At 44.9% G+C, this 15,253-nt stretch carries 16 protein-coding genes; 8 read left to right on the forward strand and 8 right to left on the reverse strand.

Annotated elements, in window-relative coordinates; all coding sequences use genetic code 11:
• Window positions 1-210 precede the first annotated feature (210 nt).
• The 3 genes from ACT6NU_RS13735 (at window position 211) to ACT6NU_RS13745 (ending at window position 2,296) form a co-directional block, all read left to right on the forward strand.
• Window positions 211-624, forward strand: coding sequence for a hypothetical protein (locus ACT6NU_RS13735; RefSeq protein WP_445382244.1), 414 nt, complete (start codon window positions 211-213; stop codon window positions 622-624).
• Window positions 625-728: 104 nt separating this feature from the next.
• Window positions 729-1,925: an alanine dehydrogenase gene (locus ACT6NU_RS13740; RefSeq protein WP_445382245.1), complete on the forward strand. Its 1,197-nt coding sequence runs from the start codon at window positions 729-731 to the stop codon at window positions 1,923-1,925.
• Between the two features lie 2 nt (window positions 1,926-1,927).
• Window positions 1,928-2,296, forward strand: a complete 369-nt coding sequence (locus ACT6NU_RS13745) for a DUF4258 domain-containing protein (protein ID WP_445382246.1) — start codon at window positions 1,928-1,930, stop codon at window positions 2,294-2,296.
• Window positions 2,297-2,322: 26 nt separating this feature from the next.
• Here ACT6NU_RS13745 and ACT6NU_RS13750 read toward each other — a convergent pair whose 3' ends face one another.
• Window positions 2,323-3,489: a proline dehydrogenase family protein gene (locus ACT6NU_RS13750; protein WP_445382247.1), complete on the reverse strand. Its 1,167-nt coding sequence runs from the start codon at window positions 3,487-3,489 to the stop codon at window positions 2,323-2,325.
• A gap of 96 nt (window positions 3,490-3,585) precedes the next feature.
• Between ACT6NU_RS13750 and aroB the strand changes: the two genes are divergently transcribed.
• A complete protein-coding gene (aroB, locus tag ACT6NU_RS13755; RefSeq protein ID WP_445382248.1) occupies window positions 3,586-4,650 on the forward strand; it encodes a 3-dehydroquinate synthase in 1,065 nt (354 codons plus the stop codon).
• Between the two features lie 113 nt (window positions 4,651-4,763).
• Window positions 4,764-5,069: a hypothetical protein gene (locus ACT6NU_RS13760; RefSeq protein WP_445382249.1), complete on the forward strand. Its 306-nt coding sequence runs from the start codon at window positions 4,764-4,766 to the stop codon at window positions 5,067-5,069.
• Here ACT6NU_RS13760 and ACT6NU_RS13765 read toward each other — a convergent pair.
• The 3 genes from ACT6NU_RS13765 to ACT6NU_RS13775 form a co-directional block, all read right to left on the reverse strand.
• Window positions 5,048-5,590, reverse strand: coding sequence for a DinB family protein (locus ACT6NU_RS13765; protein WP_445382250.1), 543 nt, complete (start codon window positions 5,588-5,590; stop codon window positions 5,048-5,050). The genes ACT6NU_RS13760 and ACT6NU_RS13765 overlap by 22 nt on opposite strands.
• 25 nt (window positions 5,591-5,615) lie before the next feature.
• Window positions 5,616-6,095 carry an Lrp/AsnC family transcriptional regulator gene (locus ACT6NU_RS13770; RefSeq protein ID WP_445382251.1) on the reverse strand — a complete coding sequence of 160 codons (480 nt, stop codon included), beginning with the start codon at window positions 6,093-6,095 and terminating at the stop codon, window positions 5,616-5,618.
• Between the two features lie 96 nt (window positions 6,096-6,191).
• Window positions 6,192-7,292 carry a M14 family metallopeptidase gene (locus tag ACT6NU_RS13775; RefSeq protein WP_445382252.1) on the reverse strand — a complete coding sequence of 367 codons (1,101 nt, stop codon included), beginning with the start codon at window positions 7,290-7,292 and terminating at the stop codon, window positions 6,192-6,194.
• 247 nt (window positions 7,293-7,539) lie between these two features.
• Between ACT6NU_RS13775 and ACT6NU_RS13780 the strand changes: the two genes are divergently transcribed.
• Genes ACT6NU_RS13780 through ACT6NU_RS13790 form a run of 3 tightly spaced genes read left to right on the forward strand, consistent with a single transcriptional unit; the run spans window position 7,540 to window position 9,131 of the window.
• Window positions 7,540-7,899, forward strand: coding sequence for a helix-turn-helix transcriptional regulator (locus tag ACT6NU_RS13780; RefSeq protein ID WP_445382253.1), 360 nt, complete (start codon window positions 7,540-7,542; stop codon window positions 7,897-7,899).
• 39 nt (window positions 7,900-7,938) lie between these two features.
• Window positions 7,939-8,310, forward strand: coding sequence for a DNA topoisomerase IV (locus ACT6NU_RS13785; protein WP_445382254.1), 372 nt, complete (start codon window positions 7,939-7,941; stop codon window positions 8,308-8,310).
• Window positions 8,311-8,312: 2 nt separating this feature from the next.
• On the forward strand, window positions 8,313-9,131 hold the full coding sequence (locus tag ACT6NU_RS13790) for a TerC family protein (protein ID WP_445382255.1): 819 nt from the start codon (window positions 8,313-8,315) through the stop codon (window positions 9,129-9,131).
• 30 nt (window positions 9,132-9,161) lie between these two features.
• Here ACT6NU_RS13790 and ACT6NU_RS13795 read toward each other — a convergent pair whose 3' ends face one another.
• The 4 genes from ACT6NU_RS13795 to ACT6NU_RS13810 form a co-directional block, all read right to left on the reverse strand.
• Window positions 9,162-10,121, reverse strand: coding sequence for a sterol desaturase family protein (locus tag ACT6NU_RS13795; protein ID WP_445382256.1), 960 nt, complete (start codon window positions 10,119-10,121; stop codon window positions 9,162-9,164).
• A 99-nt stretch (window positions 10,122-10,220) separates the two neighbouring features.
• Window positions 10,221-10,652 carry a large conductance mechanosensitive channel protein MscL gene (gene mscL, locus ACT6NU_RS13800; RefSeq protein ID WP_445382257.1) on the reverse strand — a complete coding sequence of 144 codons (432 nt, stop codon included), beginning with the start codon at window positions 10,650-10,652 and terminating at the stop codon, window positions 10,221-10,223.
• An 11-nt stretch (window positions 10,653-10,663) separates the two neighbouring features.
• On the reverse strand, window positions 10,664-13,339 hold the full coding sequence (locus ACT6NU_RS13805; protein WP_445382258.1) for a DNA gyrase/topoisomerase IV subunit A: 2,676 nt from the start codon (window positions 13,337-13,339) through the stop codon (window positions 10,664-10,666).
• A 22-nt stretch (window positions 13,340-13,361) separates the two neighbouring features.
• Entirely contained in the window at window positions 13,362-15,221 is a 1,860-nt protein-coding gene (locus ACT6NU_RS13810; protein ID WP_445382259.1) for a DNA topoisomerase IV subunit B, read from the reverse strand.
• Window positions 15,222-15,253 lie beyond the last annotated feature (32 nt).

Genomic DNA, 15,253 nt, shown 5'->3' on the forward strand with positions numbered 1-15,253 from the left:
AGGGGAAAAGCGAAGAAAAGATTTTTAATTGAATCTTTTTGGTTACTATTAATAATCGGTTGCCCATTTATCTTTAAGTTACACGAGTATGTACCCTCAGGACCGAACGATACTTTAAATTTCATCGGAATTGAAATTACAAAGAATGGATTTCAATCTGTTGACGTTTATATTTGGTTTCTTCTCGGAAAATTAATTCCACTCTACCTATTGACTATTTGGTTCTTTACCTGTAAACACTGGTGGTACCATATCCTATTGATCCCTATCTGTATGTATGCCTTCCAGATCTTTGAAGTAATCTATTCGGAAGATCTGTATGTAGACACTGAAAATGTCCTTTGGCTACTTCCTGTATGTATGGTGGTCATTCCCTTTGTTTACTTTATCCGATTAAAACTATTCGATAAGTATGTACACGGCATAGACCTGGAGGCCATGGACGCAGAACTGCAGTATTATAAGAACAAGGAAAGGGAACAAATGCAAAAGGCAGGGATTCAAATCGATAATCATCTTGTTACTGATGCTGAAGAAGATTTAAGCAATAGAACCCCCAAGCGCACCCTCAACCAGCTTATGAAACAATTGCAGACTGCCATGAAGAGCCTGTTGAGCCTCTAATGGCAACAACTCCTTAGCTTCACGTGTCCGGCAGCTTTAAATTTTGGAATTTATTGTATTTTTGGGAGATAGGCCGTTTTTGACGGCCCTTCCAATATAATGGTATGAACCAACCCTCTTCCCCATTCAGCAAACAACAATTGCTCCCTCAGGAGGAAAAGCTAGAGATATTACAGCAGAAAGGCGAATTATTTATTGGCATTCCTAAAGAAAGCCAGTACCAGGAAAAGCGTATCTGCCTGACCCCCGACGCTGTTAATGCGCTTACCGCCAATGGGCATAGGGTTTTATTGGAATCCGGAGCCGGGGAAGGAGCCAGTTTCAGTGACCTGGACTATACCAATGCCGGAGGAACCATTACACGCGATACCAAAAAAGTCTTCGGCTGCCCGCTTATCCTGAAGGTGGAGCCCCCTACCCTTTCCGAAATTGAACTGATCAACCCGCAGAGTACGGTCATTTCAGCCCTACAGATAAAGACACAAACCAAATCCTATTTCGAAACCCTGGCCAAAAAGCGGATTACCGCCATCGCCTTTGAGTATATCCGGGATGATGAAGGAAAATATCCGGCCGTTCGGTCGCTTAGTGAAATAGCCGGTATTTCATCCGTGCTGATTGCAGCAGAAATTATGGCGGCCGACGAGGGCAACGGCCTGATGTTTGGCAATATAAGCGGGGTTCCCCCGGTTGAAGTAGTAATTCTGGGGGCAGGTACGGTTGGCGAGTTTGCTGCGCGCTCTGCCCTTGGCCTGGGAGCCAATGTCAAGATATTTGACAACTCCATAACCAAGCTGCGGAGTATACAGACCAATCTAAACAGAACCCTATACACCTCTACCCTGCAACCCAAGAACCTGCTGAAGGCCCTGAAACGCTGCGATGTGGCCATTGGGGCTGTCAGGGGAAAAGACCGCTCCCCCATACTGGTATCCAAATCTATGGTGGAAAACATGAAAAAAGGGGCCGTGATTATTGACGTGAGCATAGATATGGGCGGCTGTTTTGAAACCAGCGAACTAACCACCCACAACAAGCCAACCCACAAAAAATATGGGGTTATACATTATGCAGTACCCAATATTCCCGCACGCTACCCCAAGACCTCTTCCATCTCCATCAGCAACATCTTTACGCCCTATCTGATGAAAATTGGAGAAGACGGGGGTCTGGAAAATTCCTTGCGATTCGACAAGGGACTCAGAAACGGCCTGTATATGTATCATGGAATTCTGACCAACCGCACCGTGGGAGAATGGTTTTCAATGAAGTTTAGTGATATCAATTTCCTTATATTTTAAGCATGCCGTTTTTAAAACGCTTGGGCTATTTTTTAATAGGGCTGTCTATAGGCCTGATTTTCCTTACTTTTTTCCTTAAAAAGAAATCAGATGAAACCGGGGTTGAATTCTGCTACCTGCCCAATTGCAGGGTCTTAAAAGAATTGCGATCCAAACCTCTGGTAATTGATGATTCCCTACAGCCCTTTTCGGACTCCCTTGCAACCAGGGCAGTACTGGAGGAGGGTGATGTGCTTTTCAGAAAAAGCGATACAGAAGCTAAGCCCTGCAAAATATATGTGGTGCGCGGGCAATCCGATAAACAGGAATTAGAGCTCACCTTCCTGAATTGCGAAAGCGAAACGCGTCTAAAGAACTATATAAAGTTATAGCCGATCCCGCTTACAGCCTGAAACTTTTATAATTTTCTTCGTTTGCGCTCTTTTTTGAGCAGCTCCAGTTCCCGGTTGGTCTGTCCGGCTACAGAGGTGTTTTCCTCGGCACGCCGGATCAGGTAGGGCATCACATCCCTTACCGGGCCAAAAGGCAGGTACTTGGCTACGTTGTAGCCCTCTTTTGCCATGTTAAAACTAATGTGGTCGCTCATCCCATACAATTGCCCAAACCAAATCCGGGGATCACTGGCGGGGATTCCCCTTTGCTGCATTTGCTCCATAAGTTTATGGGAACTCAATTCGTTATGGGTACCCGCGAATACTGATATGATGTCCAGATGATCCAGGCAAAAAACAACAGCCCTGTCAAAATTCTCATCCGTTTCCTGCTTGGAACTGCAAATGGGGGATTTATATCCTTTATCTGCGGCACGTTCGTTTTCCTTTTCCAGATACGCTCCGCGTACAACCTTAATCCCGATTTTAAATCCTTCTTTCTGGGCAGTTTCATGCAATTTCTCCAGATATTCCATACGGTCCCATCGGTACATCTGAAGCGTATTGAAAACAATTGCGTGCTCCCGGTTGTATTTGCGCATCATTTGCTCAACCAGCTGGTCTGCTGCATCCTGCATCCAGCTTTCTTCTGCGTCTATCAACAGGGATACTCCCAAATCATGGGCCTTTTTACAGGTTCGGTCAAATCGGTTCACTACCCTTTCCCACTCGCTTTTTTCCGAACCCGTCAGTGTTTTCCCTTCACTTACCTTTTGGAAAAGTGCGAACCTCCCGTATCCGGTAGGCTTAAAGACCGCGAAGGGAATAGCATCTTTCCGCTTCACAAAGTCAAGCATCTCGAGTGTCTTATCCAGGGCATCATCAAGAGGATCTTCTGTTTCCTTTCCTTCTACAGAATAATCAAGGACGGTGCTAACCCTTTTGGCCCACATTTTTTCTACCACCGGCATACAGTCCTGTTCGCTTACTCCCCCACAAAAGTGATCAAACACGGTTGTCCGTATTAGACCTTCTACAGGCAATCGCGCTTTAATAGCAAAGTTGGTGAGGCCTGTGCCAATTTTAACCAGCGGCTCATTGGAAATTAATTTGAAAAGGAAATAAGCCCTTTCCAGTTCCGCGTCACTTTTTAGGGCGAATGCGGTTGCGGTATCTTCAAAAATTCGGGTCATTTTTAAGGAATTCTCAATACCCCAAATATACTGACAGTAATTGTAAAGAAATCTATAAAATTTTCGGTTATTTTGCCTGTATTAAGCATCCCCTTTATGGAGTCCATTTTAACAGAGTCATATGCCATACATTTCTCCGGAGCCGGGGAAAAACAGCTGGCGTGGCATATGCAGGAGAAAAATTATTCAAAGGTATTTATCCTTACAGATACTAATACCCGTGAATTATGCCTTCCTGTTCTGATGGCGCAATGTCCTATGCTTAAAGACAGGGATGTTTTTTCCATCCCGGCAGGGGAACAGCATAAAAACATCCAAAGCTGCATTAGGGTCTGGGAATGGCTTTCGGAGCAAGGTGCAGATAGGAACAGCCTGCTCATCAACCTGGGAGGTGGTGTTCTTACAGATCTGGGTGGTTTTGTAGCCTCTACCTATCAGCGAGGGATAGCCTTTATAAACATCCCCACTACCCTGCTTTCTATGGTGGATGCATCTGTTGGTGGCAAAACAGGGATTGACCTGGGCAGGTTAAAGAACCAGATTGGCCTGATAAGGCAACCGGAAATGGTTATCATTCAACCCGATTACCTTAAGACCCTGGAGCTTAGGCAAATTAAAAGCGGTTTTGCGGAAATGTTGAAGCACGGGCTGATACAGGATCGCGACTATTGGCAGGAATTATCTGAAATTACAGATTATTCCGATCTCAGGGAATATATATACCGCTCTGTTGTTCTCAAGAACGAAGTAGTGTTAAAAGACCCCTTTGAGCGCAATATCCGAAAAATGCTAAATTTCGGACATACCCTCGGTCATGCAATTGAATCCTACTTTCTCGATAAATCGTCTTCAAAGCAGCTGTTGCACGGAGAAGCTATTGCTATCGGCATGATCATGGAATCCTTCTTGTCAGTAAAATTGAGGGGGATGTCTGAACAGGCCCATACTGAAATCAAAAAGGTGTTTGCAGGGCATTTTCCCCACAAGGCCATTGATCAGTCAGAACGCAGTGCTATTATTTCCCTGTTGCGGCACGACAAGAAAAACACCCACGGCAAGGTATTGTTTAGCCTCCTGGATACCATAGGTTCTGCTTGCATTGATGTGGAAGTTCCCGAAAAATTACTGCTGCAGGCTTTTGATGACTACGCCGAAAGCTGATTTGACTTACTAAAATATCTGTTTCACAACTCTTTGGTTCCCATCCATTTATAATTTGGTTAGATTGGATATAACAACTGAAACATGTATGTGTTTCGCAATACCAATCAGTGATGAAACGAGTTATTACAGATTTCAAAAAACTTAGCCCGGAACTGGCAGCCTTATTTTTACAGCGTTACCCGGGGGGTTATGGCGATGACGACATCCTGGCTTTTAAAAAACCAAGCGGCGACTGGATTGAAGCAGTGGAGCTGCCCACCAGCGACACACTCTATCTGGTAAAGATCAATCAGGGGATGACCGATTTATTGGCATACTTTGATGATTTGGCATCTTCCGATACCTTTTCCGAATCCTTCGGTCTGGAAACAGAATACGACGGAGCTACAGAGAATTACGTGCTGCCCGAAGACTGATCCGTGTTGAGGTATCGTTGCCGTATAATGTTGCGGTGATGTTTCTGATGCCCGCAGATGATGAACCCCAGAGCTGCAACGCTAATAGGGACGCCGCTGGCGGTTCCCTGTCTGACCAGCTCCTCTTTTGAAAAAGTTTCAAATAGGCTGATAGTTGCAGCCCGGATGGAACCGTATTCAGCCAATACGCTTTGCTTACTTCTTTGATTGGCCTGGCTCTGTGGAACATAGAGGTCCTGGTCAAAGCCCGGAAGGGAAGTTTTGTCATTTCTGCCAAATCGCAAAGCCCTGTACTGGAAGACGCGCTCGGTATCCAGAATATGTAGCAGTACTTCGACTATTGTCCATTTTCCCGCTGCATAGGAGGATGTCCATGCCGCCTCAGGGATACTTTTTATAAAATTTGGAAAGTTTTTGCTTTGATTTTTAAGCTGGTCCAGGAGTTCTACCTCGCCTAATACCTGCAGGTAGGGTTTATAATATTCCGGACAGGCAGCAGCGGGTAGTGCAGAGAGCAGCATTTAAATTTGTTTGCGAAGCAGAGGCTTACAGTTCGTTAAATATGGTGTGCATCAAACGTTTTTTATCGTTGATACTCTCTTCCAGCGAAATCATCGTCTCCGTGCGGCTTATCCCCTCTATATCGTCTATCTTAAAGATGATATTTTTTGCATGATTGGTATCCTTCGCGCGGATTTTGCAGAAGATATTGAACTTGCCGGTGGTGATATGGGCCACAGTCACATTCGGGATCTGCGCCAGGCGTTCCATCACAAATTTGGTTTGATGGGTTTTCTCCAGGAAAATCCCGATATAAGCGATAAATGCATAACCGAGTTTAACGTAATCCAGGGTTAGAGAACTACCCTTTATAATTCCGGCTTCTTCCATTTTCTTAACACGCACGTGAACCGTACCCGCAGAAATAAGGAGTTTCTTGGCTATATCGGTAAAAGGTGTCCTGGTGTTGTCTATTAACATGTCCAGGATCTGGTGGTCTATTTCGTCTAATTTAATCTTGCCCATTATTAACGATATTTTTGCCAAAAATACGTAATTATAAAATATTATTTAACAAACGAATTCTTTTTTTGCAATATGTGTAATTTTTACCGCTTTTATTCAGGAAATTAATTTGATTATACCGGGTTGTTTTTGCAACAACGCCATCTGTTCGGGCTGGCTTAAATCCCATTCCTGATGTCCGAACAGCTCTTCTTTACCCTCCTTCTCACTGAGTTCGGGCACAAATTGTATTTCTCCGTTTAAGAGAACCTCCTTAAAACATATACCTATGATGGTGTCGCGCTGGTGTTTATCACTGATTAGGTCCGGCCTTCGGATCAGGATATCCTCAAACTGTTTTCCATTTTCAGGGATACCTAAATAATCGTCCTGAGCAAAGGAGGCATAATCTCCTGTCATGATACCTTCAAGCGCAAATACCAATGACTTAAAAAAATAATAACGACTGCTTTCCCGCCCATAATCCCCGGGGTAGTGACCGGCCTCAAATAAAAGTGTTGGCGTACCCAGGGACTGAAAATGGTCACCTACGCAATTGGGGTTGAAGGTGTCATCATAACGCCCCACCCCTCCGGGCAGGATCGTCTGAAGCCTTTTATTCATACATGCTATCAGTTGCATAGCTGTAAGACGGTTGGTGGAAACCGAACGCCCGGTGTCCATGGCCGGCGCAAGAAATGACAGGGTAGCAGGAACCCTGCTGCTACCTACATTATACATGGTACGCTGGTCGTGCAAATTAAAGCAAAAGTCCGGCTGAAAATCCTCATACTCCCTGTGGAGTACCGTGCTCTCCGGCTGAGATTGATTTACGGCATCCCGGTTAAGGTCTGTTTCATTTGCATTAAAACGGGTATAGCGATCCGCCCCGTCCGGATTAAGAATGGGGAGCAGTGAAAAACTAAAATGATCCATAAACTTCTTACTGGTTTCAGTGCCCGAATGCAGCCATGCCATAAAATCCAAAAGGCCTTTGGTAGTGGTAGATTCATTCCCATGCATTTGGGACCACATTAGAATTCGTTTTGCCCCCTGGCCTAATCTGATGTTGTAAACTGCTTTTCCCAGTACCGAAAAACCAGCTGTACGCCACTTGTCAGAAGGATAGTTTTTTGATGCCAATGCAGCTATCTTATCCGAAGGCAAATACCGACCGCTTATCTGAGTGAATTTAATTTTCTCGTACTCCTTGTCCAATACTCTATTGATTTAACCTTACAAATTTAGTCGCTATTTAGGTTACAATTGTATAATTAAAAGTTACATTTGTATATTATATATTAGGAATACTCTTTGATTTTATACAATTGTAAACGTCAAATACAAAATTAATCCTATACTATTGTTTTCCAATGCATTATAACATTTCATTTAAAGCCTATTTATAAATATAATAGAATGTAGTAGCTCGTTTTTGAGATAACCTTATTAAATACTGTTTATCATGGTAAACAACGAAGCCTTTAAATCCCGTTTAGAAAAAATAATGTCGTATTACGACCTTAGCGCTACTGCTTTTGCAGATACCATCGGGGTACAGCGATCCAGCATTTCACACTTGCTCAGCGGGAGGAACAAGCCCAGTCTCGATTTTGTGATGAAGGTAATTCAGCAATATCCTGAGGTAAATCTGTATTGGTTACTCAATGGCAAAGGAAGCTTTCCTGCCCTATCGGAAAAACAAACCGCAGCCAAAGTTTCCTCCCTGCCGGAAAAGGAGCTCGTCAATACATCAAAGGAGATATCAAAAGTGCTGGTTCTCTATTCGGATGGAAGTTTCGAAGCTTTTGATTCCCTTAACTGAGGCTGGCAAAAGGCTTGCAGGTTTCCTATCTTTGCTCCCATGAAAAAAGTGTGCCTGCTACCCATCTTATTGCTCCTTATCAATTGTTATCAGCCCAAGCGGGATTGTACCTCCTTTAAAACCGGGACCTTTACTTTTACCACAGAACTGGAAGGGGCTGAAATAACCACCCGATTCAGGCGAACCGGGGATCTTGAAATCTCGGAGTTTAAAGGGGTGGTAGATTCTGCTTCCGTTCGCTGGATCAATGATTGTGAATATATCCTGACCAACCTGAACCCCAAAAACCGCAATGAGGAGAAGCCCATCCATATGAAAATATTGTCTACCACGGATAATTCCTATACTTTTGAGTACAAACTGGTCGGAAGCACCAAAACTTCGAGGGGTACGGCCATAAAAACCAATTGAGAATGTTCGATATTTTCAGCAGCCCGGATGCCTGGATTGCCCTTCTCACCCTCACATTTTTGGAAATCATCCTGGGGATAGACAACATCATTTTCATCTCCATTGCTGCCGGAAAGCTCCAGCGCAAACAACGCAATAAAGCCACCAATGTTGGTCTGGTTCTGGCCATGGCAATGCGTATCCTCCTCCTCTTTGGAATCACTTGGCTAACTTCCCTCAAAAAGCCCTTTCTCATCCTTAAAGAATCCTGGATCCATGGAGGTATTAGCTGGCAGGCCCTTATACTATTCGCTGGGGGATTATTCCTGTTATACAAAAGCACCAAGGAAATACACGAAAAAGTTGAAGACCGGGGTCATGATGAACGGGAAGTCAAGAAAGCACAGTCCAAATCCCTTATGAATGCTATTGTGCAAATCACCGTAATCAACATCGTTTTCTCCTTTGACTCTATACTAACGGCTATAGGGATGACCAACGGGATCTCTCCAAATCCCAACGATGCGCTTATCCTTATGATTGTAGCTGTAGTGATCTCCGTAATTATTATGATGCTGTTTGCCAACCCGGTAGGCAACTTTGTCAGCCGCCACCCTTCTATTCAGATCCTGGGGCTTTCATTCCTGATACTTATCGGCTTTATGCTGATTGCAGAAGCGGCTCACCTTTCCCACCTGGTAGTCTTTGACAACGAGGTAGGCAGCATTCCAAAGGGTTACCTGTATTTTGCGATTGCCTTTTCGTTAATGGTGGAATTCCTGGATTTAAGAAGACTTAAAAACCGAAACTCCAAAGAAGAAGAAGTAGAAGAAAACCCCTGACATTAGAAGTTTCAGGAGTGTATATTTTGTTTAATTGGGCCGCAAAAAGGCCGTTTTAAGATCCTTTTTCTTGTACTCCCTGTAAAGCTTTTGCTGTTGCTTAACCGTAAGGGTGCTTCCGTCAGGACTCCATCCCGGAGGCCCGAAAACATACATAAATGCATGCCTGACGTTTTTGGATTTCCGGACATCCCGCCAGATATCCTTGAATTCGTGCGTGAGTATCACCAGGGGATTGTAGGATTCCGGAGCATGTATAACGCCGTATTCTATATCCACTGCATCATCCAGGGGTTTCCAGGTGCCGAACATCCGGTCAAAGATATTGAGGATGCCCCCGTGATTCTTATCCAGGTACTCCACGTTTTGTGCGTGATGAACCTGGTGCATGGTGTGTGTATTGATAAACCTTTCCAGGAAACCCAGTTTTGGGACATATACCGTATGCAATTGAAATTGCCAGAGGGCTTCTATTCCGAGGCAAACCAGCACCATTTCGGGCGGAAAGCCAATAGCTGGCAGCCAGGCATAGAAAAAGGGCTTGTAAACGATGGTAAACCATCCGTTTCGAATTGCCGTACCCAGATTAAAGTTTTCTGAAGAGTGATGCACAATATGGGCTGCCCAGAGGATGCGCACTTCATGATTGGCCCTGTGGAACCAGTAATACGTAAAGTCGTCAGCCAGCATGCAGAGCAACCAGACATACCAGGCATAACCAAAAGATTCATAACCCATAATGTTGGTCCGAACACCTTCAGCATTTACAGGGTTGAAAACCTCATACGTTCCTTCAAAAAGGGCAATTGCAAGCACTACTTTGAATAGTGCTCCTAAAAATGCAGAACCCACTCCCATAAATCCGCTTGCAAACAGGTCTTTCCAATGGTAGAGATGATCATCCCCATGGGTTTTACTGTAAGCAAGTTCGAGAATAATAAAAGCAATAAAACAGGGTACTCCGTATACCAGGGGGTTGGTAAAATCCATTCTTAATTAAAACCAAAATTTGGGTTAGGTAGTGTGGCTCCAATGATACTAATAAAAATCGGTAGGCGAAAGTATATTGAGCCCCAATCTACAATAGTTTTAAACACTTCGTTTTTTAAGCAATTCATTCTGCTCTTCCATCAGTTTTTCAATCCTGGAAAGCAACTCAATATTTTTTGGGGTTACTTCCTTGCTGTTTTCCGGATCTTCCGCCCTGGACCGGATACGGTTCATCCCTTTTATCAAAAGGAAAATCGTAAGGGCAATAATCGTAAAATCTATTAGCGCTTCCAGAAGCGCTCCGTACCCCAGGGCTATTTCTTCTGCTGTTTCACTGGCCTCCCGAATCACAAAACGCATGTCTGCAAATTGCACCGTACTTGTAAAATAGGCCAGGGGCGGCGTTATTATTTCTTTTACAATGGTGTTTACCACGTTGTTAAAGGCCGTCCCGATAACGATTCCAATGGCCATATCAATCATGTTGCCTTTGATGGCAAACTGCTTGAATTCATTGAAAAAAGATTTCATAATGTGCAGATTTAAAAGAGAGTTGGCTGCCCGTCTGATTCTCCGGGTTCTTTATCATCCTTTGAGGAGCGCCCTTTTTTTGGAGAAGCGTCTCCTTTTTCTGTATCCTCTGGTGATTCCGTGATATTTTCCTCGTCAACCACCTCCATATCTTTGGCATCTACTTTCTCTGGTTCTGAATACGGCAGCGGATCTTTGGCATTTATCTCCAGGACCTTCTCCCTGGTTAGCTGGTTGCCCATGGCAGTAATCCCCTTGACCGATATAAAACCTTCAAGGTCTACCTCCCAGTTGGGTTTACGCTCCTGCCCCCTTTTCTTTGCAAAGACCACTTCTGCAACAGGCCTGAAGTCGGTAAAAATCTTTTCAAGGTAAGATTTGGAGTGGTCCGTCAGGATATTTTCTTCCCGGTCCGGATTTTCAATAAGAAAGCGCTTAACATAAAACAGCTCCTTCTCCCCTTCCCAGTAAATAGCCGAGAGCGGCTTTTCCGGACGCCATTTTTCAAGGACAATCATGTCATCGTCAAAGCGCATCGTAATTTCAGGTATGACCGTTTTAACCCATCCCTTCTGATTGACAATAAGCAGGCGGTCATCAGAAGTAAATTCGCCCAGCAATTCCCCCCTGCCGTCCACATTGAGGCGTTGGACAGTGTCGTCAAACCAAATCTTCCTCGGTTTCAGGGTGGAAAGGCCTTTCTCCTTCAGTTCGATGCGTTTTACGGAGTATTTGGTAACAATATTCCCTTTGGCACCCCTTCCCTTGATCAGGACATCGGCAAAATCGAGATCCCATTTTAGTTTTTTAATGCTGCCCGCCTGCCGGAGGTTGATTGTCACTATCTCAGCCTCGCCATTGGGGTTGGCGCTGAAATACAAGACATCAGACTGCGCTTTACCGGCGGTCAGGTCGTACATCTTATCGCGGGTGATGGAGGTAACATTAAACCGTTTCACATAGGCTGCCCCGCCCCTGCCATCTTTGTAAATCATATTGTAGGTAGTGCGCTTGTCTTTCTTCTTAAAAACCGCCACATGGATTATATTCTTGCCGACAAAGGTTTTGGAGTCTACCTTGGTCACCATCATCTTGCCTTCTTTGGTGAATACAATTATATCATCGATGTCACTGCAGTCTGTGACGTATTCGTCCCGTTTCAGCGAGGTCCCCACAAAACCTTCTTCACGGTTAACGTACAACTTGGTGTTCCGGATAACCACCTTGGTGGCCTCAATTTCATCAAAAATGCGGATCTCGGATTTGCGTTCCCTACCTGCTCCGTATTTCTTTTTTAAAGAATCAAAATAAGCGATTGCGAAATCGACCAGGTGTGCCAGGTGGTGTTTGGTTTCAGCAATTTTGGCTTGTAATTCATCCAGCTGTTGCTGGGCCTTGTTCAGATCAAAGCGCGAAATTTTCTTGATGCGTATCTCTGTGAGCCTGATAATATCCTCTTCAGTAACTTCTCTTTTCAGTTCCTTTGTGTGGGGCTTTAATCCGGCTGCTATGGCCTTTATAACGCCCTCCCATGTCTTTTCTTCCTCAATGTCGCGGTAGATACGATGCTCAATAAAAATACGCTCCAGGGAGGCAAAATGCCATTGCTCTTCCAACTCCCCCAATTGAATCTGCAATTCTTCCTTAAGCATTTCCACCGTATTGTCTGTAGAGCGCTGCAGCATTTCGCTCACTCCTATAAAGATGGGCTTGTTATCTTCAATGATACAGGCCAGGGGCGAAATGGATGATTCACAGGCCGTAAAGGCATACAGGGCGTCAATAGTTTTGTCCGGAGAAATACCGGAAGGCAGGTGGATCAGGATTTCAACCTCGGCAGCCGTATTATCCTCAATTTTTTTGATTTTAATCTTCCCCTTATCATTGGCTTTAAGGATGGAGTCTATTAAAGAAGAGGTGTTGGTGCCATAGGGTATTTCATTAATTACCAGGGTGTTCTTATCGTATTGTGCTATTTTTGCACGCACCCTTATCTTACCTCCTCTGAGCCCGTCATTGTAATTGGTGACATCGATGATGCCCCCCGTTGGGAAGTCCGGGAAAAGCTTGAATCGCTGTCCTTTCAAATGTTTGACAGAGGCATCTATCAGTTCATTGAAATTGTGCGGAAGTATTTTCGTAGAAAGACCCACTGCAATTCCTTCAGCTCCCTGAGCCAGCAAGAGTGGAAATTTTACAGGGAGGTTTACGGGTTCTTTTTTACGCCCGTCATAAGACAGCTGCCATTCGGTTATTTTCGGGCTGAAGACAACCTCCAGGGCAAATTTTGAAAGTCGGGCCTCAATGTAACGCGAGGCCGCAGCCCCGTCTCCGGTAAGGATATTACCCCAGTTCCCCTGTGTGTCAATAAGCAGGTCCTTCTGCCCTATTTGCACCATGGCATCCGCAATGCTGGCATCTCCATGCGGGTGGTATTGCATGGTATGCCCTACTACATTGGCTACTTTGTTATAGCGCCCGTCGTCCATTTCCTTGAGCGCATGCATTATTCGCCTTTGCACGGGTTTAAAGCCGTCTTCAATGGCCGGGACCGCCCGTTCAAGGATAACATACGAGGCGTAGTCCAGAAACCAATCCTTATACATACCGGTTACCCGGGTCAGGGCATCCTGCTGATTCTCTTCATGGCTACCCTCCGGGTCCGTCACCTTCTCATTTTCCTCCATATGGAAAGAATCCTAATCCTGTTTAAATTTGATTTTCCTGTACCAGATCCACTTCGACCTTGAGGTTTTCTATGATGAATTCCTGCCGGTCCGGGGTATTTTTCCCCATATAAAACTTCAGTAACTCCTCAATTGACATAGCCTTATCAAGCATTACGGGTTCCAGGCGGATATCATCCCCAATAAAATGCTTGAACTCATCGGGTGAAATTTCCCCCAGACCCTTAAAACGGGTAATCTCCGGTTTCCCGCTTAATTTTACCAATGCTGCCTTTTTTTCTTCCTCGCTGTAGCAATAAATCGTTTCCTTCTTGTTTCGTACCCGGAACAGGGGTGTCTGCAGTATGTACAGATGGTTCTCCTTGATCAGTTCCGGAAAAAACTGCAGGAAAAAGGTAATTAGCAACAAACGGATATGCATCCCGTCAACATCGGCATCCGTTGCGATCACGATATTATTATATCGCAGGTCTTCTATAGATTCTTCAATGTTTAAAGCAGCCTGCAGGAGGTTGAATTCCTCATTTTCGTACACAATCTTCTTAGACATGCCGTATGAGTTCAGCGGTTTTCCCCTCAAACTAAAAACGGCCTGTGTGTTTACATCCCTCGATTTGGTTATAGAGCCCGAAGCTGAGTCTCCCTCAGTGATAAACAGTGTGCTTTCAAGCCTTCGCTCGTTTTTCATATCACCCAGGTGGATGCGGCAATCCCGGAGTTTTTTATTGTGCAGGCTTGCCTTTTTGGCCCGCTCCCTGGCAAGTTTCCGAATTCCGGACAGCTCTTTTCGCTCCTTTTCGGCCTGCATTATTTTCCGCTGTATTTTTTCAGCGGTTTCCGGGTTTTTATGTAGGTAATTATCCAGCTGGCGGCCCACAAAATCATTTATGTAGGTCCGAACGGTAGGCAGGTCTCCCCCCATGTCGGTAGAGCCCAGCTTGGTTTTGGTCTGGCTTTCGAAAACCGGCTCCATTACCTTTATGGATATCGCTGCAATTACCGATTTCCGGACATCCGAGGAATCGTAATTCTTTCCGTAAAAATCCCGGATGGTCTTTACCAAAGCCTCGCGGAAAGCAGCCTGGTGCGTCCCGCCCTGTGTCGTATTTTGTCCGTTGACAAAAGAGTGGTATTCTTCGCTATACTGGGTCTTGCTGTGAGTCAGGGCCACTTCAATATCCTCTCCCTTTAAGTGAATGATAGGGTACAGCAGGTCGTCCGGACTGTTGTAGTCTTCCAGAAGGTCTTTCAGGCCGTTCTCGGAATAGAATTTTTCCCCGTTAAAAACAATGGTCAGGCCGGGATTCAGGTACACGTAATTGCGGAGCATGCGTTCCACATACTCATTGCGGTATTTGTACTTTTTGAAAATGCTCTCATCCGGAGTAAAAGTTATCTTGGTGCCCCTCCTTCTCGAGCTTTCTTCAAGCAACTCCTCATTTACCAATTCCCCGGTTTGAAACTCAGCCGCCTTGGATTTGCCGTCCCGGTTAGACTCTACCCTGAAAAAAGTGGAAAGTGCATTAACAGCCTTTGTCCCCACCCCATTGAGCCCCACGGATTTTTTAAAGGCACGGGTATCGTATTTTCCTCCGGTATTCATTTTGGAGACAACGTCCACAACCTTCCCCAGCGGAATACCACGCCCGTAGTCCCGGACGTTTACCTTATCCTCTTTGATGCTGATTTCAATGGTCTTTCCGGCTCCCATAACAAATTCATCGATACAGTTGTCGATGACTTCTTTGAGCAGGATATATATTCCATCATCCTGGGAGGAGCCGTCTCCCAGTTTTCCGATATACATCCCGGGGCGCATACGGATATGCTCCTTCCAGTCCAAAGAGCGGATATTATCTTCGGTATATTGTGTTTGAGACATAAATTCGGAGATTATCCCTGCTAATATAAAAT

This window comes from Robiginitalea rubriflava (assembly GCF_052540725.1).